We start from the raw sequence: 26,949 nt of genomic DNA, 5'->3' as shown, positions 1-26,949 counted from the left end.
CAAATGAGCAAGCAGAATAAAATACCGGCAACGATTGTGACCGGATTTCTTGGTTCCGGTAAAACCACATTGTTACGTCACATTCTGGACCATGCCGATGGCCGCCGTATTGCGGTGATCGTCAATGAATTCGGCGAGTTGGGTATCGATGGGGATATCCTGAGAGGTTGCACCATCGGCTGTGATGAAGAGGGTGGCGAAAAAAGCGGTACCTTATATGAACTTGCCAATGGCTGTTTGTGTTGCACGGTGCAGGAAGAATTCTATCCGGTAATGAAGCAATTGATAGAACGCCGCGATGATATTGATCATATCCTGATTGAAACCTCCGGTCTGGCGTTACCAAAGCCGCTGGTACAGGCGTTCAATTGGCCGGAAATCAAAAATGCGTGCACGGTGGACGCCGTGATTACGGTGGTGGACGTGCCTGCTACTGCCTCCGGTCAGTTTGCGGCAAACCCGGTTGCGGTGGATGCGCAACGTAAATCCGATCCCAATCTGGACCACGAATCGCCATTGCATGAGTTGTTTGAAGATCAGTTATCGGCGGCGGATCTGGTGGTGCTGAGTAAAGCAGACCTGGCAAACAGCACTGTGTTGGCCGAAGTAGAAGCGCTGGTGCGCAAGGAAATCCCAGCGCAGGTAAAAGTGATTGCCAGCGATCATGGCAAGCTGGATTTAAATGTCCTGCTGGGATTGGGTAGCAGTACCGAGGACAATATCCATGAACGCAACAGCCATCACGATTCCCATCATGGGGAAGATGGCGAGCATGAACACGATCATGACCAGTTTGATTCCGTGGTGATTTCCTTACCGGTGGTCAATAAGGATTTGCTGATGCAGTCCCTGCATCACCTGGTGCAGGAGTTTACTATTTTTCGGGTGAAAGGGTTTGTTGCCTTGCCAGAAAAACCAATGCGATTGGTCGTGCACGGTGTTGGTAAGCGCTTTGATAGTTATTTTGACCGGCGCTGGAATCCGGACGAAGTGGCGCATACTCATCTGGTGTTAATCGGGCAAGATCTGAATCAGGAACTACTGTACGAAGAACTGAGCAAAGCGGTATTGCAGGTGAGTCACCGTGTGAACGTGGAACCTGTCGTTTAATGCATTTACTGGCGGCACAACCAGGGGGATTTATTGACGATGAGTCGATCATCACCCGCTTGGATCAGACCCCTGCGGATATTGTTATTCTCAGTGCGTCTGATTCCACGCTGGCGTTGCTGTCCGCGCAGGTCATGGCGATACAGGCAGAGCCTGGAGCGCAAGCGCAATTCAGTTTCCCGAGCGTGCGCCTGGCCAACTTGTTGCATTTACGGCAGCCCGCCTCCATCGATTTGTATCTGGAGCAAGTGTTGCAATACGCCAAGGTGATTGTTATTGATCATCTCGGTGGTGAAAGTTATTGGCCCTATGGCACTGAGCAGGTGGTTGAGATGTGTCAATCCGGAGAGCGCCAGTTAGTGATGTTTTCCGGTGACACCTCAGAAGATACCAATCTGTTAATGAAAAGCACCGTGGATGCGGAAAGCTGTCGCAGAATGTGGCGTTATCTGCGGGAGGGTGGTGGAACTAATGCCCGTCAATTCTTTCACTATCTGGCGGTGCGTTTTTTTGAAATTGCGTTACCGGTATTACCTGCCAAACCGCTGCCGCTGATCAGTGTGTTCCATCCTCAGAAAGAGCACGCATCAGCAGAACATTGGCGGGCACAATGGCACCCGGATGCATCGTGCGTGGCGATTCTTTTTTACCGTTCTCATTTGCAAGCAGGCAACACACTGGTGTTTTCGCACTTATGTAATGTGCTATTGAGTAAAGGCCTGAATCCATTACCCATTGCGTTGTCGTCACTGAAAGACCCGCTGTGTCTGGAAACATTGCAGCAATTGTGTCGGGATAATAGCGTTAGTCTGATTATGAATACTACGGCGTTTGCCCATTCCGGTATAGATGATCCCGGTGATCACGCCCTGGTGGGGGATATACCGGTGTTGCAGCTGGTATTGAGCGGAGGAAACCAGGCCGGATGGGAACAAGATCCGCACGGATTGCAACCGCGTGATATTGCCATGCACATTGCCATGCCGGAAGTAGACGGAAGAATTATTTCCCGCGCGGTGAGCTTTAAGGGCTTGGCCTACCGATGTGAATTAACGCAAACGGATGTGGTGCAATACCAGCCCCACGAAGAGCGTAGTGAATTTGTTTGTGAGCTGGCACGGCGTTGGTGTCGCCTGCGTGAATTACCGAATCAAAATAAACGACTGGCATTAATCCTGGCAAATTACCCCACAAAAGAAGGGCGCTTGGGTAACGGGGTGGGCTTGGATACACCCAATTCCCTGATCAATATTCTGAATCAATTGCGACAGTCCGGTTATGGTGTGGACGCCATTCCGCGAGATGGCGACGAACTGATTGCACACCTGAAAAAAGGCATCACCAACGACCCGGATCACTGGGCGACCCGGCCCGCCAAACAAAGTTTGGCGATGGAAGAGTATCTGCAGTTTTTCAGTCAGTTGCCCCAGGCTAACCGTGAGCTGATAACCGAACGCTGGGGCGAGCCGCAACAGGACCCGATGTTGCGCAATAACCGCTTTATGATTGCGGGACTTCGTTGCGGTAATGTTTTTGTGGGCATTCAGCCGGCACGGGGTTATCTGCTGGATCAGATGGCCGGGTATCATGACCCCGAGCTAATACCTCCGCATTTTTATCTGGCGTTTTATTTTTGGTTGCGCAAGGTATGGAAAATCGATGCAATTTCCCATGTAGGCAAACACGGTAATCTGGAATGGTTACCGGGCAAAAGCGTGGCGCTCAGTGAAAATTGTTGGCCGGATTTAATCTTTGGCCCCACGCCACACCTGTATCCTTTTATCGTCAATGATCCAGGCGAAGGCACCCAAGCGAAGCGCCGGGCTCAGGCCGTGATAATCGACCATTTGATGCCTCCGCTGACCCGCGCAGAAAATTACGGCCCGACGCAGGATCTGGAGCGTCAGGTGGATGAATACTATGAAGCGCTGAGTCTGGATCCGAAGCGCGCCAAATTGCTGCGAAAACACATTCTGCAGCACATAATCAAACACAACCTGCATCAGGATCTGGGCCTGCCCGAACCGACAACTGAAGCGGAAGAGCAAGCGGTGCTGAACAGCACGGACGCGTACTTGTGCGAACTGAAAGAAAGCCAGATTCGCGATGGCTTGCATATATTGGGTGAGTCCCCGACCGGGCGGTTGTTGCGGGATACCTTGCTGGCGCTGGCACGATATCCGGTGGCCGCTGGCAGTGACCACAACAACAGCTTAATTCGTGCGCTGGCTTTGGATTTTAAGCTGGATAATGGTGGAGAAGACACCTTCGACCCGCTGGATAGCGAATGGAATCTTGCCTGGACCGGGGAGCGACCACCAGCATTGCAAGAGGTCAGTGATGCTCCCTGGCGACATGCCGGCGATACGCGCGAGCGGTTGGAATTATTGGCACTGCAGCTGCTTGAAACGGTGCTGCTGGGTGGCGACGCCCAAAAGCCGTTGCCGGTTGCGTGGCAGCATACTGCAAAGGTCTTCACCCGTATTCAGAATGATCTTATTCCGAAATTAAAAGCCTGCGGCGAACAGGAGCTGCTGCAATTCTGTCGTGGCCTGGAGGGGCGTTTTGTGCCGCCGGGCCCCAGTGGCGCACCCAGTCGTGGACGACCGGACGTACTGCCTACCGGGCGAAACTTTTTCTCTGTCGATACGCGTTCAATCCCGACGCCCACGGCGTGGTTGTTGGGATTTAAATCTGCGGACCTGCTGATTGAAAAGTATGTGCAGGAACACGGTGATTATCCCAAAGCCATCGGCCTGTCGATCTGGGGCACTGCCACTATGCGTACCGGCGGTGATGATGTCGCTCAAGCGTTTGCCTTGATTGGTGTGAAACCGAAGTGGGCCAATGGCAGTAACCGCGTTGCCGATTTTGAGATTTTGCCCATGTCATTACTGGACCGGCCACGCATAGACGTGACTTTGCGGGTGTCGGGTTTTTTCCGGGATGCATTTTCCAACGTTATCCGCTTATTTGATGCAGCAGTGCAGAAAATAGCAGAGCTGGATGAGCCGGCGGACGTCAACCCGATACGCGTTCGCATGCAGCAGGAAGCCGATCATTTGGTGCAACAGGGTATCGCGCCGGAGCAAGCTCAGAAACAAGCCCGCTATCGGATTTTCAGTGCCCGGCCGGGCGCCTATGGTGCCGGGATGCAGCATCTGATCGATTCCCGTGATTGGAATGAGGATAGTGATCTGGCGTCGGCGTTTCGCAACTGGGGTGGTTACGCCTATGGGCAGAACGATTATGGCACCGATGCCCGGGACACCTTTAGTCAGCGTTTATCTTCGATCGATATGGTGGTCCAGAACCAGGATAATCGCGAACACGATGTGCTGGATTCCGACGATTATTATCAATTCCACGGCGGCATGACGGCAGCCGTACGGCATTACAGTGGTCGCCAACCCAGCGTGTTGATGGGGGATCACAGTAATCCCCAGGCGCCGAAAATTCGTTCATTAGCGCAGGAAATCAGCCGCGTAATGCGTTCTCGTGTCACTAACCCCAAGTGGATTGACGGAGTAAAACGTCACGGATACAAAGGCGCGTTCGAAATGGCCGCCACCGTGGATTATCTGTTCGCCTACGATGCTACGGCAAGGGTGGTGCGTGATGATCAGTATGAAAGTGTCACCGATGCCTATTTGAATGACAATGCTAACCGCGCTTTTTTACAGCAGCACAATCCGGATGCGTTGCATGATATGTGCGAGCGGTTATTGGAAGCAATACAGCGGGGGCTCTGGCAGGAGCCCGGTGATTACCGGCAACAAATAGAACAGCATTTGCTGAACAGCGAACAACAACTGGAAGGTTTAATGTCATGAGCACTGCTTTACATGCCCCGCGTTTGCAATTTCCTTTCTGTGCTGTGCAGGGGCAGGCACAATTGCAAATGGCGTTGTTATTAGCGGCAATTGATCCGGCGCTCGGCGGTGTGTTAATCCAGGGGCCGCGCGGTACCGCCAAATCCACCTGTGCCCGGGGGTTGGCTGAGTTGTTGCCTAAGGGCGAGTTTGTGGAATTACCATTAGGTGCCAGTGAAGAGCAGCTAATCGGTTCCCTGAATATTGAAACGGCTTTAAAACACAACGAGGTCCAATTCAAACCCGGCTTGTTATCCCGCGCACACCAGGGTGTGCTGTATGTCGATGAGGTCAACTTGTTGCCGGATGCGCTGGTGGATGTTTTGCTGGATGTGTCTGCCAGCGGTATCAATCGAATTGAGCGTGATGGTATCTCTCATCAGCACGATGCGCGCCTGGTATTGGTGGGCACAATGAACCCGGAAGAAGGCACGCTGCGTCCGCAACTGTTAGATCGGTTTGGATTGTTTGTGGATTTGCAGGCCAATATCGAGCCGTCTATCCGACAGGCTATAGTCCGTGCCAGAATGAATTTCGACGCCGATCCGGAACGTTTCCAGCAGCAGCATAGCGATACCCAGAATCGGTTGAAAGAAGGTATTCTGCGTTCCCAGACCCTATTGGCGGGGTTGCTGTTTACGGATCAAGTCTATGAGCAAGTGAGCAGCATCTGTCATCAAGCCAATGTTGAAGGGGTCAGGGCTGACCTGACGCTGTTGAGAGCGTCGCGTGCGCACGCGGCCTGGCACCAACGGGAGCAAATTGCATCTGCGGATATTCTGGCCGTTTGTGAGTTGGTATTGGCGCACCGGCGTAAATCGAATGCGGATCAAAATGCAGCGGACCCGGCCATACAACCCACACAGAGCCCTGATCAGCATCAGGCCGGGCTGCAACCGCAACCGCAACAGCAGCAGGAAATTCAAAACAGCGGGCCCGAGGCAACCGGGCCTGATTCGGATTGGGGGGAAATGCCTGCGCAGGTGACCCCCATCAGTGCAGTTAAAAACGTCAAACCGTTACCGCTAAAAAAGTAGCACTGCAACGAGCGGCGCCCGGTCTTCAGGCATCGTTGCACAAACAGAAGGCACAACAAGCCCATTCCCGAAACGTGGATTGGGTGAAAACGCTGGTGCAAAAAGGTGTGGATCCCCAGCGTGGGGGCCGTGGCTGGCAGCCGCAGGACCTGGTGTACCGACGTCATGCCCCCAAGGCTGAAACACTGCATTGTTTGGTGCTGGATTGTTCCGGATCGATGCTTGCACATCATAATTTGTCGTTGGCCAAAGGGCTCTTGCTGCAGTGGGTGGAAGGATTCTATCAACGACGTGACCGGTTGGTGGTGCTGGGGTTCAACGGGCAGAAGGTGCAACTGTTACAACCGGCCCGAAAAGCCGTGGCTTTCAATGAAGATTGGATTTCAGCAATCAAAGGTGGCGGTGGGACTCCGGCAACACTGGGTTTAGGGAAAGCAGATGAAATATTGCAGCAGGCCAAGCGTAAACAGCCGGGATTACGCACCGGGCTGTGGTTGCTGACGGATGGGCGCTTTAACCCGCTCCCGTCGAGACCGGAATACGCAGATCAGTGTACCGTTGTGGATTTTGAAAATCGTGCGGTTCCACTGAGACGTGCTCAACAAATTGCTCAACTGTGGCAATCCGACTATTTTGTAGCAGCGGAGTTTTATGAAACACCTTGAAGTACACACAACCGTTTCGTTTTAAATAAACATGAGGATAGTGATATGCATATAGAACCAGGTATTGTCAGTGGCGCCAAAATGGTGCTTAGTTATGGCACAGCAACCGTTGCCTTTGGCTTGTTGTCGAAAGCGGTGCTGGATACAGTGAACAAGGATGGCGTTATTTCTACGGCTTTGCGTGGTGTTATTGCTTCGGTTTTGGTGTTCTGTTTTTTCCAGGTTTTACCGCATCACCCGGTGGGCGTATCCGAAGTACACTTCATATTGGGTTCCACTTTGTTGTTAATGTTTGGGTTGGCTCCGGCAGCCATCGGCTTGGTGGTTGGCCTGGGAATTCAGGGATTACTGTTCGCACCCACTGATTTACCGCAGTTTGCAATGAATATCACCACTTTGTTGGTTCCGCTTTTTGCCATGAGTGTGATCGCCAAAAAAATTATTCCGGAACGTACGCGCTATGTGGATATTCAATATTCGCAAGCATTGAGCCTGTCGGTCGTGTTTCAGGGCGGCATCGTTACCTGGGTTGCATTCTGGGCATTCTACGGTCAGGGCTTCGGTGCCGAGAATCTGGCCAGCGTAGGTTCGTTCTCGGTAGCCTATATGAGCGTTATCGTGATAGAGCCGATTTTGGATCTGGCCGTGTTGGCCGTCGCAAAATGGACGGACAAATTACAAGGCAGCTCATTACTGGAAAAGCGCTTGTATTCTGCGGCGTAACCCAGCACCAAAATAAAACGGGAAGCGTTTCGTGCTTCCCGTTTTGTTTTGATCAATGCTGCTCAGAAGGGAGCGTCCTGCACCCGGTTTTATTTTAATTTGGACGCCCAGATAGCCAGCTTGTGCTTCATGGTGCCCTGAGATACCTGATCTTCAGGCACCGGTTGAATGACTTTGTCGTGTACCAGCAACCGGTAAATATACTCGATTTTGGCGGTCGCTGAATCGGTGGCTTCAAATTCAACAACGCCTCTTTTTTCGCCATACTTCACACCTTCTTCGATCGCTTTCTTAACCAGTTCTTTCTCGTTCTTCAATTTTTTCATAAGCGATATTCCTTAGTATTCAATAGGGCTTGTCTGCTTTAATGTATTCGCTTCGGACTGTAATGCAAGTCTTGTGAGGGGGAACTGCCGAGCCTCCGCAATTTTCGCTGCTTCCGTGTGCAACGCCGTGAATCTGCACACTTCTCTAGAATTAGGCAAAAAACGTCCACCGTTCTGTAACAATTCCGCTTTATCTTCTCTGTTGTCTCTGCCCCCAATGTTCGTTTGAAGGGGCCTTTTAACTGATCTATTGCTGATATAACAATTGGAGCTGCCTACATGAAATTCAAAGTTGCCGCGCTTGCCGGTGCTGTTGCCGTGGCTATGGCCACAGGTGCACAGGCTAATGATCTGAATAAAATCGATTCTGTCCCGAGTTACCAGAAGTACAGCCCTTGGTATACCCAAGGCCAGGCCAATATCAAAGCCAAGCCATTTGCCGCGTTGAGTAAGTCCAGAAACGTTATCCTTTTTGTGGGTGATGGCATGGGCGTTTCCACCATCACAGCAGCCCGTATTCTTGAAGGCCAGTTGAAAGGCATGCAAGGGGAGGAAAACGATCTGAGCTTTGACCTGTTTCCTTACACCGGCATGGCAAAAACCTATAACGTTGATGCGCAAACACCGGATTCAGCGGGTACGATGACGGCCATGATGTCCGGCGTTAAAACCGATGTTGGTGTGATCGGTGTGGGCGAAGGAATTGTACGTGGAGATTGTTCGACGGTTGCGGGCAACGAGCTGGTCACTGCCCTCGAGCTGGCTGAAATAGGTGGTAAAGCAACCGGTATAGTTTCCACTGCACGGATCACCCACGCAACCCCTGCCGCCACCTATGCGAAATCAGCCGATCGCGACTGGGAAGACAATTCCGATATGCCGGAAGAGGCACTTGCCCAGGGATGCACTGATATTGCAGCCCAGCTGGTGGATTTTGAAGCGAACTTAAAAGCCCGTTTCCCGCAAGCCGACAGAGTAGACGGAATCGATGTGGTTATGGGCGGCGGTCGCCGTCATTTTCTGCCCAACGACGCGGCTTATAATAGCGCTGATGCGGTCAGTTCGGTTGAAGGCGATCGCACCGACGGTCGTGATCTGACTGCGGAATGGAAGCAAGCCTATCCTCAGGGCGTCTATGTGTACGATCAGTTCGGCTTTGACGCGATTGACCCGGCTTCAACCAGTAAAGTGTTCGGCCTGTTTAACGAATCCCACATGCAATACGAAGCCGACCGGGTTAACGATATTGCCGGGGAACCGTCGTTATCCGAAATGACATCGAAGGCGATTGATGTACTGGCCAATAATAAGAAAGGCTATTTTCTGATGGTGGAATCCGGTCGCATTGATCACGGCCATCACGCCGGAAGTGCCTATAACGCCCTCACCGATGCCATTGAACTGTCGAATGCGGTGAAAGCGGCCGTTGAGTCGGTCGATCTGAGTAACACCACTATTATCGTTACCGCTGACCACAGCCACGTATTCACTATCGCCGGTTACCCCAAGCGCGGTAACCCGATTTTGGGCAAAGTCGTGAGCGTGGGTTCAGATGAACCCGAGTTGGCGGCCGACGGCATGCCGTACACGACAGTGGGCTACATGAATGGATACGGTATGCGTGATCTGGGCAATGAAACCGATGCCGATGAAATATATGGCTACGATATCAACGCCGGACGCATGGATCTTTCCAGCATCGATACCGAAGCCAGCGGATACCATCAGGAAGCACTGATTCCTTTGGGTTCTGAAACCCATGCGGGTGAAGATGTTGCCATCTACGGTGCGGGCCCTGGCGCGCATTTGGTTAGCGGTACCAACGAACAAAGTAATATTTTCCATATCATGAATCAGGTAGGCAAATTGGAAGCGAATGCCGACAAAGAATTGAGTAAGCCTGCTCCCTGGTGGCGTCGGTGGTGGTAAGCGATTGACTCTAAAAAGAGCAGTCTAAAAATGGGGAGCCTATGCTCCTCATTTTTTCGTTACAGGTTTACCGACATAAATAAGGTTAAGTTATGAATATCAGAAAAAAAATCGTCGCGGCAGGCTTGATGCTGGGGATAGCCGCTCCCTTCAATGTGTCAGCCCAGCAGCACCAATGTGCGACTGCAAATAAGCTAGGCGCGATTTATGAAATCGAAATGTCACCCGAAGCAGGCTCGTCCGCAACCAAGCCGATACAAAAGCTGGAGTTGTGGCGCAGTGGAAAGCAGGTTGCGATCCGTTACCCGCAGAAACAAATAACGGAACTCTGGGAACAAACTAAGAATAACCAATTGCATATGGTGCGCTATTTTGAAGCCCATCAGCGCGGAATCGAATATCAACCCATAGAGATAAAAGGCAAGCATGACTGGAGTGTCAAGCACCAGCTGATTTCCGATGCTTTTAAAGGTCGCATGACGCCGGGAGAGGAGAGTGGCAAAGGTTGTGATCAGAAACAGCATTATTCTCTTCACAAGGAGCATGAAAATTACCATCTTGTCTGGCTTAAAACATTACAGCTGCCGGAGGAGTTGAGTGTGAAAAGCCAGACGACTGGTACCCACTGGACGCTGAAGCAACTGATCAAAGACGAAAAGACCGTGGACAAGGCGTTCGATCTGCTGGCGCAATACCAAACCGTGGATTTCACTGATATTGGGGATATGGAAAACGATCCCTTCCTGCGTAAAATGATTAATCTGGGTTTTGTTGAGCACGGCCATTCCGGTTTTTATGATGCAGAAGGTAATGATATCGGATCACACGGGCATTAATTGATTTGGGTGGATATCATCAACGGTGTAGTATTCCATCCGAAATACAGCCGTTGATGGAAAAAACCGTGCCTAGTATCACCATAGATGTTCGTCAGCAATACCCCAAAGAAATAGAAATCCGGATTCTTGATTCAATGCATGCTGCCCTTGCAACGGCGTTTGGCTTGGGCAGCAAAAGCCGTAATGCCCGCTTGGTTGTGCACGAACCGCACCGTTTCAATTGTCCTCCCGGCCTGGATAAACCCGAATGCTATACCCAGGTCAGTATCGAATGTATCCCCGGTCGAACGCTGGATGCCAAGCGCGCGCTATATCAGGCTATTGTGAACAATTTGCAAGAGTTCGGCATTCCCCCGGATCACGTGTTGATTGCGGTGCGGGAAATCGAAGCAGAAAACTGGGGCATCCGGGGCGGTCAGGCCGCGTGTGATGTGCTATGAAGGAAATCTTTATCACCCGGGAACCAGTGGAGCTCTATAAAATACTGAAGTTTGAAGGCATTGTTGGCAGTGGCGGAGAAGCGAAAGGGGTTATCAGCGACGGTTTGGTCTTATTGAATGGGGTTCAGGAAACCAGAAAGCGCAAAAAAATAGTGTCCGGTGATGTGATCGAGTTTATGCAGGTGCAATACAAGATACTGCTGCGATGACAGCAAAAAGCCCGGCTTGCATTGATACAAGCCGGGCTTTGCTTTAAAGACTATTTACCGTTTAGTTGTTTTGCTAAAAACGATAGTCCGCCACTATGCCCGCCGTCAGCGGAGGCCCGACCTGAGCTTCAGGTACGAAGCCGTCGGCTTGCCGATACAAAACTTCCTCATCCAGTAAATTGCGAACATAGGCACGCACGGTATAGCTGGCTGCTTCATAGCCTACGTGCATATTGACTATGGTGTAATCTCCGGCGGTTTCGTCTTCTATGTTGTCGGCATTGGAATAGTATTCACTGACGTAATTAGCGTCCATGCCGAAGAATATACCCATGTCGAGGTGCTGTTCGAAACCAATGCCCAGGTTGTAATCCGGTGAGTAACCGAATTCGTTGCCTTTGATTTCCGGATTCAGTTCATCCGGCTCCGTGATTTCAGTTTGCAGTGTGCCGATGGAGCCAAACAGGTTCAGGCCACGAGCAACTTCGGCATTGATTTCCATTTCCAAACCGTAAGACTTGCCTTCTGGAAGATTCACAAAGCGGTTATTGAGCAGGGTTTGCAGGTCGTCCAGGGTGTTGTAAAACACGTTGGTCACGATGGACACTGTGTTGTTGGCGAGCACGTTGCGGCTGCTGATTTCATAGGTAACGACTTCTTCTTTGTCGTACTCATAAAAGTCGCCGTTGTCCCAGTCCAGCGCACCGGCACCGGGGGTATACCCTTTACGTACAGTGAACCCCAGATTGTTGTTGGGTGCCCATTGGTAGTCCAGTCCGATTTTGGGAAGATACAGGGTTTCACCAATATCGGTGACCACTTGTCCGCCCCAGGGTAGTCCGGGCCAACCCGCCACATCCCGCTCCTGCTCTTCCCGTTCGATGCGTCCGCCCAGGATTAAATCAACGGTGCCGGTCATGGCGAAACGACCTTCACCATACAAGGCCAGTGTGTTTACATCATCGTCACCGAAAAATTCTTTGGTACTGGTATCCAGGTTTTGTTTGCGCTCATAAGCGTAGATACCGATTACGCCGCTGTTGTTGTCGTCTTCCGGAGTGAATATGAGTTTGGTTTCGAAGGTAGTGGATTCTTCCTCCAGCTGTAACTCGAACAGGGCAGGATATTGTTCAAACGAGGCGTTGTATTCGCTTGTGCCCAGCAAGACTTCCAGGCTGATCTCGTCAGAAAATTCGTAAGCGACGTCGGTGCTGACCGTGGTGGTATCTGTGTTTTGGTAACGGGTGTTGTTGGGTTCATCATTAAAGCTGGCGTGAAAATCATAGTCAAAAAAATGGTCGCCATTCACTACGTTCAGATACTCACCTTCCTGGTCCCGTCGGGTGATGGTGAGCTTGGCGGTGAGCTCCGGAATAGAAGAGGGCGCCCATAGCAGCTTGCCACGGACATTGCTGAATTCCGATTCCGCGGGATCCCAGGGCCACTGATCTCCTTCCGGTATCGTGTAGTTGATGTAGCCTGTTCCCATCGAGCCGTTAGCCGCGAGTCGGAACGCTAATTCATTTTCAATCAACGGACCAGACACCATCGCAGCGAGTTGTTGCTTGTTTTCCGATCCTTCGTAGCCCGCACGAACCGCTCCTTCCCAGTAAAAAGTGGGATCCTTGGTTTGCAGCACGATAGCGCCGCCGATGCTGTTGCGGCCCTGAGTAGTGGATTGCGGGCCGCGCATTACTTCAAGTTGCTCCACATCCCACATGCCAGTGTCCTGATATTCCTGACCGGACCAGCTTTCCGCCAAGCCATCTACGGTGGTACTGACCCGTGGACGGGCACCGGTCGTGAAAGAGTAAACGCCAGCGGCGGGCCCGGTTCCCAGTGCGCCCCGAATGTTCGGTGTGCCATTGGGATTGGTGATCATATTGGGTACTTTCTCGACCACTTCGTTCGCGGTATCCAGTTCGCCGGAATCCACGTCGCTCTCGTCAAGGACGGTCACCGCGGTGGTGGTTTCTTGCAGTGAGCGGTCTATTTTTTCCCCGGTTACTTTAATGGTGTCGAGTTTAGAGGTGGCGACGTCGCTGTCTGTTGTATCTTCGGCAAAGGTGTTGCTCGCAAGTGGCAGTGCCAAAAGTGTTGCGGAGGTCAACAGCAATGCCCGAGCCCCGAAGCTGCGTTGCTCCGGAAGTTTAATAAACTTCATTCGTGGTAATCCCCTGTTTATTCGTGTGTCGGTGAATCCCTTGCGGGACTTCATCGACTCAGATAGGTCTTGAAATTATGGCGTAAATATAATGATAATAATTATCATTAGCAATAGAAATTAAGCCTATTTATGTTAGAGTTCGCAACAAAATCCATATCACATGGACGTCTTGGGCGATTTATAGGCTATCTGAAATGATGGGAACGGGCGTGAAGCAAAAGGAAATGGAATCAACCTGTTGGCTGTTGGACGCTGCGTTAGGGCGAGAGGGTTGGTGGGAGCAATTGGAAGCGGCCGGTGCACCGTTGTGTGAACCGCTGTCCCTGGGCGGCCCGGTGGGTTCAGCGGGTGATCAGGTCAGGGTGTCGTTTTTATGGCGCGACCCGGAAGGGTCCGAATTGGAGTCTACGTACGTAAGGGTCTATATCGACGTCAATTCCGTGACCGACCACCATAGTTTTGAACCGCAAAGTTTGCAGCGCGTTCCGGGCACCGATGTATGGTATTGGCAAGTGGATTTACCTGCGAATTGGCGGGGTAGCTATTGCTATATCCCGGTGCGACAGGAGCAGTTGCCCCCGCACATTCTGCAAGAAAACGAGGCCAACCCCAAACAGCAACAACAGGCGCAGCGGGCATGGTGGCAAAGTATTTCAGGGCGCGCAATGGCAGACCCGTTGAACCCCTGTGTCCATCGTAATGCATGGGGGGCGTATTCTGCGCTGCACCTGCCTGCAGCACCGGACCAGTCGGCCTGGCTTGGGGAGGACTCAACCCGGGCTGAGCCCGGACATGATCCGGCCCGGTCTGCGCAGCAGGAATGGCAGTGGCATAGCGCGTTGCTGAGCACGTCTCGCACGGTCTGGTTGTACCAAACCGGCACCGGCTCCTCTCTGCCGTTGGTGATATTGCTGGACGGACGCCGTTGGGCACAGGAGATGCCGATCTATAACGCGTTGGATAAGGAAACCGAGCGCAGCCGTTTACCCGCAGCCCGTTATCTGTTTGTCGATAGTGTTAGCGGCGCTCAGCGCAGCCGCGAGTTAGCTTGTGATGATGTTTTCTGGAATGCGGTGGTGCAAGAGCTGCTGCCCGATGTGGCCCTGGCCCATAAATTTATCTTGAAGCCGGAAACGACCGTGGTGGCAGGGCAAAGCCTGGGCGGCCTGGCCGCGATGTACGCGGCTTTGAATTACCCCCATGTGTTTGGCGCAGTGGTGAGCCAATCCGGATCATTCTGGTGGCCATATGTGGAGTTGTTGCACGCTGCCCCCGGCCAGCCCTGCCTTCGCAAACCCGGAGCCCAGGGCTTGCTTGCCGAAAAACTGGATAACGGAATTATATCGTCGCCTGTCCCGCTGCGTATTTTTATGGAAGTGGGCAGCCGCGAGGATGTAATGATCGATGTGAACGAATCCATGCGCAATGCATTGGTGGCAGCCGGTCATCAAGTTCATTTTCAGCAATTTGAAGGCGGTCACGATGGCATTTGCTGGCGCGGAGGATTGCTGGAAGGTTTGGCAGTGCTTCTGCCGGAGCAAGCCGAAAGCCGGAATAGCTAATCCGTAATCGTTAAGCCGATTTGAAAAAAAGGAGTTCTATATGAGCACACAACAAAAAAACCCATTCGACGATGAATCTCACGCGTTTCTTTTGTTAATAAATCACCTTGGTCAATACAGTTTGTGGCCGGACTTTTCTAAAGTGCCGGACGGTTGGGAGGTCATTCTGGGCCCGGATACCCGTGCCGTATGCATTGAGTATGTGGAGCAGAACTGGAACGATATCCGGCCGCAATATTCAGTCGCCTGAAGTCGATGGTCTGGTGTCTATAGGGGCATGCCTGCGCACCAGAACTCCGCCTTAGGTCCTGCATTCATCACTCGCCTTTCACAATTTAAACTTCAAATACCGGATCATTAAGATGCCCACAACGAAGACTTCCCCGCAAACGTCCTCTGTTAACCCCGCCTCTCGCACGCAGCAGGATTTACCCTTGTCTGCTACTCAGCTTGGCATCTGGTTGGGAGATCAGCTTGCGGATGTAACCAATGGCTATGCTGTCGCGCATTATTTGGAGTTGCGTGGCGTGCTGGATGTTGACTGTTTGCAGCAGGCTATCCGGATGGGGTTGGCGGAGGCGGATACGGTGTCAGGGCGCTATCTGGAAACCCATCAAGGTCCGCGACAATTACTGCCGCTCAATCTGGATTGGCAGCAAGTCGCGCAAATTGAGTGTTGCGATGTCAGCGATGCACAGCATCCGTTGTCGGTAGTGCAGCAATGGATGGCTGCGGATCTGGATCAGAATCTGACAGTGGATTCCGGTGCACAGCTTTACTGTCATCGGTTGTTCAAGTTGCATGAACAACGGTGGATCTGGTACCAGCGCTACCATCATATTGCAGTTGATGGATATAGCTTTCATGGCCTGACCCGACGCATGGCGCAGATTTATAATGCACTATTAAACCAGCAGGAGACCGGGGAAATGCCCTACGTTTCGTTCGCGGAGGTGCTGGCTGAGCAGGAGAAATATCGCAATTCCCGCTTTATCGAGCGGGATAGGGCGTTCTGGAAAACCTATGTGGAGCAGTTGGCCCAACCGGTGTCATTATGCGGCAAAGAAATGTCGGTTGAGCAGCCCTTTGCCAATGTGGAAGTATTGCGTCAACAGGTGAGATTCAATGCTGATCAGATCGCAGGATTCTGTAGGGCAGGCAGTGCGCCGACATATACTCCGGCGCAAATGGCGATGGCCGCGGTGTTTGCCTATCTGCATCGTATGACCGGTCAGCCGCAATTAGCCGTAGGGATGCCCTTTATGCGTCGCCTGGGTTCGCTGGCCGCGGTGTCCACCGGGCCGGTAGTGAATGTGTTACCGGTGCAGGTTAGCGTCGACCAGAGCATGTCGTTGAACACCATCGCGCAGTGTGTTGCGGATGAAGTGAAAAAGGTGCGTAAACATCAGCGTTACGATGCAGAGCAATTGCAGCGCGATGCAGGAACCTTGGGCACTGGCCAACTCTTATACGGGCCGACTCTGAACGTAAAGATTTACGATCAGCGTGCGCAGTTACAGGGTTTGGAAGAGACTCATCATTTACTGGCCGCGGGTCCAGTGGACGATTTGGAGTTCGGCATTTGGATGGAAGCGGTTGAAGGGGAACGCGGCGAATCGCCGAATGATCTGGTGATTGAGCTTGCTGCGAACCCGCACCGTTATAGCGGGAGTGAACTGAAGTGGCATCAGTTGCGGTTACAGTCCTTTGTTGACGAGTTACTGCAAAACCCCGACACAGAAATCGGTGCCACCCCGTTAATCAGTGAGTACGAGCGCCGAAAAATCGAAACCTGGTGTACAGGCCCTACAGTGGTTAAACCGGAAAACTGGAATACGGTGTTGGATGTGTTTCAGCAATCGGTTACTCGATTTCCACACCAGGATGCTCTCGTGTTTGACCAGCAGACCCTGAGCTTTACCCAGCTCTGCGGTTACATGGAAAACCTCGCAGCCGAGCTGGTAGCGCAGGGCGTTGAGCCCGGCGATCTGGTGGGCGTGGCGTTGCCGCGATCCATGCATTCAGTGGTGTCGTTGATGGCGATTCTGTCGGTAGGGGGTGTTTATCTGCCGTTGGATTTGGCATACCCGAAGGACCGCTTGGCGTGGATATGCCAGGACGCCGGTCCAAAACTGATCGTCACCCTGAGTGTGGATGTCGGGCAGTTTCCTGAAGCACAAAATTGCTGGGCTTTGGATGGTATCGTAACCTCGACCAGGGTGAATCCCGGGACTGGCGATCGGTATCTGCCACAGGCAAACGTTCAGCCTGGTGACACTGCGTATTTAATTTATACCTCGGGCTCCACCGGCACACCGAAAGGCGTCAGGGTCAGCCATGGCAGCTTGCTGAATTTATTGTTGTCTCACCGGGCGGGTCCGTTTGGAGCGTTGTTACAGCGCCAGCAAGAGGCCACGGGCATTCGTGCCTTGCATTCAACTTCCTTTTCTTTCGACGCTGCCTGGGAGCAGTTAATTTGGATGTTCCTGGGGCAAACCGTCATCCTCTGTGACGAGGAGCAACGTAGGGATGCCCAGGAACTGGTTCATCTGGTGCAGAAACGAAAAATTAACACTTTGGATGTGCCACCCTCGTTGCTGCAGCAAATGTTGAATTGCGGGTTAATGGCCTCGGCACATCAGCCGGATTTGATTTTAATTGGCAGCGAAGCCGCCCCCGCTGTGTTGTGGCAGCAATTACGTCAATACGCTTCGTTGCAGGTGATTAACTTTTACGGCCCCACCGAATATACGGTGGATGCACTGAGCGCCAGTGTCGCTTTGCATGCTCAGCCAGTCATCGGACGGCCGCTTGCCAATACCCGCATTGCCGTATTGGATTCGCAATTGAGACCGGTCCCGGTAGGGGTTGCCGGAGAACTGTATATCGGTGGTGCGGGGCTGGCGCAGGGTTACTGGCAGCGACCGGATTTGACCGCAGCACGCTTTGTTGCCAACTCGGATCAAGCCGGTGCTCGTTTATATCGTAGTGGCGATATTGTGCGTTGGACTGCGGAAGGCCAGTTGTCGTTTATCGGTCGTGATGATGAGCAGATTAAAGTGCGGGGCTTTCGTGTTGAACTTGGCGAAATAGAGCACGCTGTCGCGAGTATAGCGGGAGTGGAAGCGGCGGTGGTGCTGGCTCAGGCGGTGGTTTCGGGTTATCGGCTAGTGGCCTTTTGTACGCCGAGGCCTGGCGCAGCAGCTTCGTTGTCATCATCGATTTTGCTGCAACAGCTCGCACAACGGCTGCCGGAGTATATGGTGCCGTCGTCTTTAGCGGTGGTGCCCCAGTGGCCACTGACGGTAAACGGAAAAATTGATAAGCAGGCGTTATTGGATTGCGCCCTTGCGGATGCTGGTGCATCGGATACGCAATCCAGTCGTCTCGTGACACAGCAGGAACAACAGGTAATCGACGCCATAGCGGCCGTGCTGAGACTGGACTCTATCGGTGTTGATGCTGACTTTTTTAATCTGGGTGGCGACAGTATTTCAGCCATGAGCCTGGGCACGGAATTACGCAAATGCGGTTATCTGATCCGACCGAAAGAGATATTTGCGCAACGCACGGCGGCGCGGATAGCGTCCCGGCTTGAGCCGTTGCACAGTGACCGTAATGCCCACGGCCAAGCGCACATTCAAGCACACAACCAGAGCCTGGAAGCAGGTGACATAGGTCCGATACCGGTTATAAGTTGGTTTGCGGAACATTACGGACTGCAACGTCGCTTTGCCCAGGGTGTGTTAGTACAAGTGTCCCCCGGCTTGCAGTGTGACCACCTGCAGCGGGCGTTACAGTTATTGCAGCGCAATCATTCTGCGTTGCGTGCCCGCAGTGAAGGCAGTCGCTTGGTGATGGATGCCTTTGCGTTGGAATCCCCGGTGCACCGGGTTACTGATTGGGTTACGGAGAGCGCCGTGCCAAATCCGGATCGGGCGGCCGCAGCGTCTGATATCGCGTGCTGGAGTGGCTGGCTGGATACGCAGTTTAATGATGCTTGCAAACGCCTGAATCCGGACCAGGGGGTGATGCTGCAGGCCACCCTTGTGCAGGGCATTCCCGGTCAGCAATGGTTAATGCTGGTGCTGCACCACTTGATCGTGGATGGTGTGTCCTGGCGTGTTCTTTTACCGGAGCTGGAAAGCGCATGTGTTGCCATCATGGAAGGCACAACGCCACTTTTGCTGCGGGAAGATACCTCATTAAAATCCTGGTCCAAGGCTTTGGTAAACCAGGTATCACCGCGACAAAAAGAATTAACCATGTGGACGTCTGCGCTGTCGGAAAGTCTGCCGGTATTAGGGCGGCGTAAACCGGATCGGAAAAAAGACACTTACGGGACGGCGCAGCACCTGCGCACGTTGATAGACGCAGACTTAACCCAAACCTTGTTGTTACAACTACCCGAAGCCTATAACGCCCATATTGAAGACGTCCTATTGAGTGCGGTGTCTCTGGCTTTACAGACGCAGTTCGGTTCATCCCGGTGGCGTTTTTCCCTGGAGTCTCATGGCCGCCAGCCAATCGATGATGTGCATGACTTGAGCAGAACCCTGGGTTGGTTGACTGCAGAATATCCGTTGTTTCTGGATTTAACGCACACCGACTCGGTTCTGTCGGCGCTGAAAGCCGTTAAACACAGCACCCGCCAAATTCCGGACCGTGGTTTGGGATATGGTGTGCTGCGTTATCTTGATCCGGTCAATGGGGCGCGCTTGGCTGAGCTGGAAAATGTAAACCGTCCGCAGATTTTATTTAACTATTTGGGCCGCTTTCATGTGCAAGATCGCTGGTGGCAACCGCAGGTGGGCCAAGGCCCCTTCGTCGATGTGTTTGCTGTAGATAACGATCCAACAATGCCGCTGTTGTATCCGTTGGAAATCAACGTGTTCGTGGAGGAAGGAAAACAACCGCGCTTAGCCATTAACTGGACCTGGGCTAACGGGATCCTGAACCAAGAACAGATCCGGCAATTGCACACGCACGTGATTGAACAGTTACAGGCGTTAGCCCGGTTCGCACAGCAGCAACCTCGGCAAGCCCGCGATACCCTGGTGGCCAGCGAAACCCTGACCCGTGAGGGTGCATCGCTCTCCACAGCGGAATTGGAATGGATGCTGCAACGCTACGGCTCTTTGAGTCAGGTGTTACCGATCCTGCCTTTGCAGCAAGGCTTATTGTTTCACGCGCAGCTGGGTGAAGCAGCCAGCAAATACAACTCCATTACGCGACTGGACTTTGAAGGCCCCTTACCAGCCCAGCGGGTACGTCGCGCGTTGGATGCGGTGCTCATGCGACATCCTCATCTGGCGTCGTTGTTCGATAGTGAATTGAACAACGAGTCTTTTATTTTGGTGCCGTTATTGCCGGATGGGAAAAGCCCGTCCGAGGAAGCCGGCGCTCCGCAACGGGACGGCCTGTGGCCGTTTACGGAAATGACGCTGTCCGTAACCGCGGCAAACGAAATTGAAGCCGCGTTGGATGGCTTACAGCAGCAGGAGCTGGAGCGCGATTTTGCCATTGGCGCAGCGGATGCGGGAATGTTGTTGCATGCGTTGCTGGTTCATTGCGGCGACAACCGGCACAGCTTGTTTATAACCGCGCACCATTTGGTTGTGGATGGCTGGTCGACGCCAATTCTGCTGAATGACTTGCTCACCGCTTTGGCTCGCGGTGCAGATTCATTGACCGCGACGCGGGTGGATTACGCGACGGTGGTTCGTCAATTATTTCAGCGGGACGTTGACGCTTCCCATGCAATCTGGCGCAGTGCTCTGGCGGGTGTTAGTCCCACTCTGCTGTTCCATAATGCGCAAACCGAGGCACAGGTGCATGAATACGAACTGCTGATTCCCAAGCCGTTGGAGCAAGCGCTGATCCGGCGTGGTCGGGAGCAGGGCCTGACTATGAATACGTTGATGCAGGGTGCATGGGGCGCGTTCGTATCGCTCATGAGCGGGCGCGATGATGTGGTATTCGGTTCACCGGTTTCGGGCCGCTTCAGCCCGGTCGACGGCATCGAAGAACACATCGGTTTGTTCAGCAATACGATTCCGGTGCGAATGACACTGAATCCGCAACGGCCCTTAATTGAACAGCTGAAAAAATTGCAGCAGCAACAAATAGAATTACTTGAGCACGATGGACTGGGTTTGGCCGATATTCAGCGTCTAGTCGGCGAATCCAATTTGTTCGATACGCTTTTGGTGGTAGAAAACTACCCGGATCAGTCCGACCTTAGGGCGCGGGATTATCATGGCGCGCGTTTGCTGGGCATTGAGAATCGAGGCTATACCCACTATCCGGTGACGGTGCTGGTTTTGCCCGGGGAATCACTTCGTCTGTTGATTGAGTATCGCCATTTCCAGGACGGCAGCAAGCAGAACCCGAACGCAATGGCGGAACGGCTGATAATGCTGCTGCGTCACCTTTGTGATGAGTCAGACCGGCCCTGGTGTGAATTTCAGGCTCTGAATCGACACGAGCTTAGGCTGATTGGGCAAATCAATGACACTCGTGTAACGGTAGCGCAGCAGACATTGCGTGATGCCTTTATCGCTCAAGCGTTAGCATCCCCGGATGCAATTGCCCTGGCGGACCAACAGCAGCAGTGCACCTACCGCGAACTGCGTTTGCAAACCGAATATCTGGCTGCCCGGTTGCAGCGAGCGGGTGTAGAGTCCGGGCACATCGTCGCGGTGGCGCTGCCGCGGTCGTTAAAATTGAGTCTGGCCTTATACGGGATCGTGGAAGCCGGGGCGGCTTACCTGCCGCTGGATACCAGCTACCCCGATGAGCGTCTGGCGTATATGGTGCAGGACGCCAAACCGCAGTTAATCATAACGACTACCGAACTGGCGGAGCGCTTTGCTTCGCTGGGGACGTTAATGTTGCTGGATGAATTAGCCAGTCCGGCCATGCTCAATAATCAACTGGAGTGGGTTGCACCGCGCTTGCGGCCGCAGCAACCGGCCTATCTGCTTTATACCTCTGGTTCGACCGGAAAGCCGAAAGGGGTATTGGTGTCTCATCAGTCCATCATCAATCGCTTGCGCTGGATGCAGCACGAATATTCTTTGCATAGCAGTGATGTGGTTTTGCAAAAAACACCCTGTAGCTTCGATGTGTCGGTGTGGGAGTTTTTCTGGCCATTGATTGTGGGCGCCCGTTTATTTATGGCGCCTCCGGAATCCCATCGCGACCCGGAAGCATTGCTGAATATAATCCGGGATCAGGCAATAACGACGTTGCACTTTGTTCCCTCCATGCTAGCGGCGTTTGTCGCCAGTGCCGCCATGGACCGCAAAACCAGAGTGCCCATGTTCGCCAGCGTACGTCGTGTATTTTGCAGTGGAGAAGCATTGTCGCGTCAGTTGGCTGATGCTTATGAGTCATTGTTTTATCCTGATGCGCGCGGTTCAAATCTGCATAATTTATACGGTCCAACGGAAGCCGCAGTGGATGTGACCTATAAAGCGGCAGCGGATTGTGATGCCGGTACGCACCAATCCACCAGCGTACCCATCGGCAAACCGGTTTGGAACACGCAGCTACGGATTCTGGATTCGTTTTTGCGGCCGGTGCCGCTGGGGGTTGCCGGTGAGCTTTATCTGACAGGAGTCCAGTTGGCGGATGGGTATCTAGGCAGACCGGAATTGACCGCCACGCGATTCGTCGCGGATCCCTTCGCGATCGGTGAGCGCATGTACCGCACCGGAGATGTGGCTCGGTGGTTGAGTACCGGTGATGTGGAATATTTAGGCCGCAGCGATGACCAATTGAAGATACGGGGCCAGCGCATCGAGCTGGGTGAAATCGAAACAGCGATGCAGGCATTGACCGCTGTCAAACAATCCGTCGTGGTGGCCCGTGAATTGGGTGCCCAGGGAAGCACCGCAATGGCCGGGGCAGATAGCCGTCAGTTAGTGGGCTACGTCACGTTGCACAAAAATAGAGAAGCAGCCTCTCCGCAGCAGTTGCGTGAGCAGCTGGCAGCAACCCTGCCCGCGCACATGGTGCCGGTGAGCGTTATGATTCTGGATCAATTTCCATTAAGTGCGAATGGCAAACTGGATCGCAAAGCCTTACCGGATCCGGGTGCCTTCATCCAAATGCCAGGGCGCGCGCCCAAGCCGGGTCTGGAAAGCCGTTTGGCAGCCTTATTTGCGCGCATCCTGAAGATACCGACGCTGAACGCGGACGACGACTTTTTCGCATTGGGCGGGCATTCATTGCTTGCGATGGCGCTGGCTGCAGAATTGCGTCGTGAATTAAACCAGCCGGTTTCGGTGGGGCAGATAATGGTGTCACCTTCAGTGGAAAAACTGGCGCGGGTGTTGTCCGACGATGCGCTGGCGAACGATCCGGCGAACGCAGGCTTTGGCCACACGCTCTATATTCGTGCCGGTTCCACGGCGCCCTTATTTTGTGTTCACCCTGCATCCGGATTTGCTTGGCAGTATTCCGGCTTATCCCGCTACCTGCCAGCGGAATGCAGCGTTATCGGCTTGCAGTCACCGCGTCCGGACGGGGCGATTGCGGCCTGTGAGGATATGGCTGCGGTAGTGGAAATGCATCTGCAGAATTTACGCCGAATTCAGCCACGGGGACCCTACTATCTGATTGGCTATTCCCTTGGCGGGACCATTGCGCAGGGCCTGGCGGCACGCTTGCAGCAGTCTGGCGAGCGGGTCGCGTTTCTGGGCTTACTGGACACTTATCCCCCGGAAGGTCAGGATTGGAGTGGGCCGACGGAACAGGAAGCGAAAGCCGAAGTTGCCCGCGAACAGGAGCAGTTTATGGTGGCGACGGAAGAGGCGGAAGACGAGTTTATGCTGAATGAAAAAGCGCAGATGTTCGAGCACATTGTGCAGAACTACGAGGACTCGGTACGTTTGTTGTCTCAGGCGGAGACGCCGTATTTTGAGGGCCAAGCCACCCTGTTCTGCGCGACCCGGACCTTACCTGATGGGATGGACGTGCTAGCCACCTGGAAGCCGTTTCTGAATGGTTTGCAGGTTCATCGTTTCGACTGCAATCACGAGGACATTGTTTCCCCGGAGTCGTTGGAAAATGTCGGGCCACTGTTGGTTGAACTTCTTTCCAATGCCGGTTTATGGGAATGAGTAAAACTGCCCTTGGGAATAATCAAGGGCGTATGACTCACCGGATCGTTGATAACGATGCAATCCAGACCGAATACCTGTTGGACTAATTGCGCCGTGATAATGCGTTGCGGGCTACCCTGTGCCACCACCTCGCCGTCTTTAATAGCGATCAGGTGAGTGGCATAACGGCAGGCGTGATTCAGATCGTGCAACACGGCGACCAGCGTGCGACCTGATTCCAGATTCAGCATGCGGAATAATTCCATCAGATCAATTTGATGGGCAATGTCCAGATACGTAGTGGGTTCATCCAGCAGCAGGATCGGGGTTTGCTGGGCCAGCGCCATGGCAATCCAGACCCGCTGTCGTTGTCCGCCGGACAAAGAGTCCACCATACGGTCGGCAAATTGGGTGGTCCCGGTGACGTCCATGGCCAGCTGCACGGCCACTGCATCCTCCTCGCTCCATTGACGAAACAGGGTTTGATGGGGGTAGCGGCCCCGTGCCACCAGATCCGTTACCCGGATGCCTTCCGGTGCGTTCGCACTTTGCGGCAATAATCCCAGTTGCTTGGCAACGGTCTTGGCGGGGTAGTGATGAATGTTTTCTCCGTCCAGGCAAACCTGGCCGGTTTCCGGTTTCAGTAACCGGCACAGGCTGCGCAAAAGCGTGGTTTTACCGCAGCCATTGGGACCGATAATGGCGGTGAACGAGCCATCGGGAATATCAATGTTCAGCGTTTTCAGAATGGGATCGTGTTCGTACCCTACGCTCATGCGTTTGACTTGTAATCGGCTCATCGCGAGTCAGGCCTCATTTGTCGTATTAAAAGCCAGATCAGGTAAAGTCCACCGATACTGACGGTGACTACTCCTACGGGCAATTTTTGGGGTGAAAAAGCGTGCTGCGCCACCAGGTCGGCCGCCAGTAACAGCAGGGCGCCCATCCAGGCGGAGCACAATAAGGTGGTGCTGTGGCTGCGGGACAATTGTTTGGCCATTTGCGGAGCCGCCAATGCAATGAATGAAATAGGTCCGCTCACAGCGGTGGCAGCCGCGGTAAGAACGACGCCGATCACCATCAGTTGTAAGCGGCTGCGTTCCACGTTGATGCCCAGTGCACTGGCACTGTCATCGCCCATCTCCAACATCTGCATGCGGCGGCTCAGTGCCAACGCAGCCAGCAAGGCGAACACACAGATCAGGGCCGAGGGGCGAGCCATGCCCCAGGTTATGCCACTTAAGGAACCGGCACCCCAAACGGCAGCGCTGATGGCGGATTCCAAGCTGGCGCTGATCATTAGCCAGGTGTTAACGGCGGTTAGCATGGCGCTGATACCGATGCCCACAATGATTAGACGAAAACTGTTTAAGCCCCGGTTCCACGCCAGCAAATAAATGATGGCCGCAGTGAGCAAACCGCCCAATAGGGCCCCGCCGGCGATCTGCAGATGGTTTGCCTGCAGTAAAACAATGGCAAGTAATGCACCGGTATAAGCGCCGCTGTTAAATCCGATCACATCAGGGCTGCCCAGGGGGTTGCGAATAAGGGATTGAAATATAGCGCCGCTCATACCCAGGGCGGCGCCCAGTACCAGCGCCATGACCACACGAGGTAAACGCCATTGCACGACCACCATCCGATTGCTTGCCGTGCCGTCTCCCAGCAACGCTTGCCACACGGCGTGCGGACTCAATTGGAGGGCGCCCGATTGTAGAGCGTACAGTGCCAGTGTCAGGCACAGGCACGCCAAAAAAGCGCTAACCCAAAACCCGCGCAGGGCTATTTTGACATTGAACGAGCCGTCGGGACGGCCTAGCCATATTGATTGACTCATCATTGCCTCCCGGGGCTGGTTTGGCGTCGGGCCAGCCAAATCAGAACGGGAGCGCCGATAAAGGCGGTGACAATGGATACTCGTAATTCACCGGCAATAATCACGCGGCCCACAATATCAGACCAGAGCAATAAAATCGGTGCCGTCAATAACACGCAGGGCACCAATAAGAGATGGTCGTTGCCCACAATCCGCCGTGCCAGATGCGGAATCATCAGCCCCACGAACGTGATCGGGCCGGCTGCAGCCGTGGCGGTGCCGCACAATAAGGCAATCGCCAGTAACGCCAGTGATTGTGTCAGTAGCGGACGTGAGCCCAGGGTTGCGGCCAATTCCTCGCCCATACTCAAAGCATTGAGTGAGCGGGATAAATACAATGCAAGCAGGGTGCCACTGAGTACTCCGGGCAGCGCCAGCAATGCCCGGTCCAGATCGCGGATATCCAGTGAACCGGCACTCCAGAAACGGAACTGATCGAAGGCCGCGGGGTTGAGCAACGTCAGCCCCGAGCTGAATCCGGTCAACACTGCGCCCACCGCAACCCCGACCAGAATGAATCGTACCGGGTCCATTTGCTGTACCCCGAAGCGGCCGATAGCGTACACCGCAAGGCTCGTCACCATGGCACCGCTGAACGCGTAAAACCAATACAGCAGGGGAGAGTGTACGGAGAACAGGCTGATACCCAACACCACCGCAAAACTGGCTCCGGCGTTCACGCCCAGAATGCCGGGTTCAGCCAACGGATTGCCGCTGATGGATTGGATTAGCAAACCTGAAATGCCGAGGGCGATACCCACCAGCAAGCCCAGCAGGGTGCGGGGCAGGCGGCTTTGCAGAACGATAATGCTGTCCGCATCGTGCAGATTACCCAATAAGCTGTTCACTACCACCGGCCACTCGATGGATTTTGCCCCCAAAGCGAGACTGGCGACCAGGCTAATGACCAGCACCACAGCGCACAGCACTAACCTGAGTACACTTTGACGGCGACTCTGGTCATTGGCTGGCTGCTGAGCCGACTTACGGACCCTTGCGGATCGGCCATGTATAAAAAAACGTTCTGACAGAAGCATTTTATGAGAATGATAATGATTGTGATTTAGAAATATGTTTGTATAGT

At 53.4% G+C, this 26,949-nt stretch carries 17 protein-coding genes; 12 read left to right on the top strand and 5 right to left on the bottom strand.

From position 1 onward, the window contains the following. Positions 1-3: 3 nt before the first annotated feature. Genes cobW through FT643_RS05375 form a run of 5 tightly spaced genes read left to right on the top strand, consistent with a single transcriptional unit; the run spans position 4 to position 7,407 of the window. Complete coding sequence (gene cobW / locus FT643_RS05395; RefSeq protein WP_156869967.1) at positions 4-1,110, top strand: cobalamin biosynthesis protein CobW; 1,107 nt, start codon at positions 4-6, stop codon at positions 1,108-1,110. Beyond that, complete coding sequence (cobN, locus tag FT643_RS05390; RefSeq protein WP_156869965.1) at positions 1,110-4,943, top strand: cobaltochelatase subunit CobN; 3,834 nt, start codon at positions 1,110-1,112, stop codon at positions 4,941-4,943. Before cobW ends, cobN begins: the two co-directional genes overlap by 1 nt. Continuing rightward, entirely contained in the window at positions 4,940-6,019 is a 1,080-nt protein-coding gene (locus FT643_RS05385) for an ATP-binding protein (RefSeq protein ID WP_156869963.1), read from the top strand. Before cobN ends, FT643_RS05385 begins: the two co-directional genes overlap by 4 nt. A 35-nt stretch (positions 6,020-6,054) precedes the next feature. Beyond that, the gene (locus FT643_RS05380; RefSeq protein ID WP_198043339.1) at positions 6,055-6,684 is read left to right on the top strand and encodes a vWA domain-containing protein; all 630 of its coding nucleotides are present in this window, start codon (positions 6,055-6,057) and stop codon (positions 6,682-6,684) included. Between the two features lie 45 nt (positions 6,685-6,729). Next, on the top strand, positions 6,730-7,407 hold the full coding sequence (locus FT643_RS05375; RefSeq protein WP_156869961.1) for an energy-coupling factor ABC transporter permease: 678 nt from the start codon (positions 6,730-6,732) through the stop codon (positions 7,405-7,407). An 89-nt stretch (positions 7,408-7,496) separates the two neighbouring features. Here the strand turns inward: FT643_RS05375 and FT643_RS05370 are convergent, their stop codons facing one another. Beyond that, positions 7,497-7,733: a DUF5062 family protein gene (locus FT643_RS05370; RefSeq protein WP_156869959.1), complete on the bottom strand. Its 237-nt coding sequence runs from the start codon at positions 7,731-7,733 to the stop codon at positions 7,497-7,499. 279 nt (positions 7,734-8,012) lie between these two features. On the opposite strand from FT643_RS05370, the gene FT643_RS05365 reads away from it, so the two are divergent. From FT643_RS05365 to FT643_RS05350, 4 genes are all read left to right on the top strand, one after another. Beyond that, positions 8,013-9,662 (top strand): alkaline phosphatase, encoded by a 1,650-nt coding sequence (locus tag FT643_RS05365; RefSeq protein WP_156869957.1) that lies wholly within the window; start codon positions 8,013-8,015, stop codon positions 9,660-9,662. A gap of 92 nt (positions 9,663-9,754) precedes the next feature. Continuing rightward, the gene (locus FT643_RS05360) at positions 9,755-10,498 is read left to right on the top strand and encodes a hypothetical protein (RefSeq protein ID WP_156869955.1); all 744 of its coding nucleotides are present in this window, start codon (positions 9,755-9,757) and stop codon (positions 10,496-10,498) included. Between the two features lie 68 nt (positions 10,499-10,566). Next, positions 10,567-10,941 carry a tautomerase family protein gene (locus tag FT643_RS05355; protein WP_198043338.1) on the top strand — a complete coding sequence of 125 codons (375 nt, stop codon included), beginning with the start codon at positions 10,567-10,569 and terminating at the stop codon, positions 10,939-10,941. Then, entirely contained in the window at positions 10,938-11,150 is a 213-nt protein-coding gene (locus tag FT643_RS05350; RefSeq protein ID WP_156869951.1) for an RNA-binding S4 domain-containing protein, read from the top strand. The genes FT643_RS05355 and FT643_RS05350 overlap by 4 nt, the downstream gene beginning before the upstream one ends. A gap of 73 nt (positions 11,151-11,223) precedes the next feature. Here the strand turns inward: FT643_RS05350 and FT643_RS05345 are convergent, their stop codons facing one another. After that, positions 11,224-13,314: a TonB-dependent receptor gene (locus tag FT643_RS05345; RefSeq protein WP_198043337.1), complete on the bottom strand. Its 2,091-nt coding sequence runs from the start codon at positions 13,312-13,314 to the stop codon at positions 11,224-11,226. Positions 13,315-13,541: 227 nt separating this feature from the next. On the opposite strand from FT643_RS05345, the gene fes reads away from it, so the two are divergent. From fes to FT643_RS05330, 3 genes are all read left to right on the top strand, one after another. Continuing rightward, positions 13,542-14,879 carry an enterochelin esterase gene (gene fes, locus FT643_RS05340; RefSeq protein WP_156869947.1) on the top strand — a complete coding sequence of 446 codons (1,338 nt, stop codon included), beginning with the start codon at positions 13,542-13,544 and terminating at the stop codon, positions 14,877-14,879. 40 nt (positions 14,880-14,919) lie between these two features. Continuing rightward, positions 14,920-15,129, top strand: a complete 210-nt coding sequence (locus tag FT643_RS05335) for an MbtH family protein (protein WP_156869945.1) — start codon at positions 14,920-14,922, stop codon at positions 15,127-15,129. A 112-nt stretch (positions 15,130-15,241) separates the two neighbouring features. Further along, positions 15,242-24,007: an amino acid adenylation domain-containing protein gene (locus FT643_RS05330; protein WP_156869942.1), complete on the top strand. Its 8,766-nt coding sequence runs from the start codon at positions 15,242-15,244 to the stop codon at positions 24,005-24,007. On the opposite strand, the gene FT643_RS05325 is transcribed toward FT643_RS05330, so the two are convergent. The 3 genes from FT643_RS05325 to fepD are packed head-to-tail and all read right to left on the bottom strand — an operon-like array spanning position 23,920 to position 26,902. Beyond that, positions 23,920-24,789 (bottom strand): ABC transporter ATP-binding protein, encoded by an 870-nt coding sequence (locus tag FT643_RS05325; protein WP_156869940.1) that lies wholly within the window; start codon positions 24,787-24,789, stop codon positions 23,920-23,922. The genes FT643_RS05330 and FT643_RS05325 overlap by 88 nt on opposite strands. Continuing rightward, positions 24,786-25,826: an iron-enterobactin ABC transporter permease gene (gene fepG, locus FT643_RS05320; protein WP_232339869.1), complete on the bottom strand. Its 1,041-nt coding sequence runs from the start codon at positions 25,824-25,826 to the stop codon at positions 24,786-24,788. The genes FT643_RS05325 and fepG overlap by 4 nt, the downstream gene beginning before the upstream one ends. Beyond that, a complete protein-coding gene (gene fepD, locus FT643_RS05315) occupies positions 25,826-26,902 on the bottom strand; it encodes a Fe(3+)-siderophore ABC transporter permease (protein ID WP_156869936.1) in 1,077 nt (358 codons plus the stop codon). Before fepD ends, fepG begins: the two co-directional genes overlap by 1 nt. Positions 26,903-26,949: the final 47 nt, after the last annotated feature.

Origin of the sequence: Ketobacter sp. MCCC 1A13808 (assembly GCF_009746715.1) — a bacterium.
In the GTDB taxonomy this organism is placed as follows: domain Bacteria; phylum Pseudomonadota; class Gammaproteobacteria; order Pseudomonadales; family Ketobacteraceae; genus Ketobacter.
The sequence above is the reverse complement of the archived record's forward strand: the minus strand, read 5'-3'. Positions and strand labels throughout refer to the sequence as shown.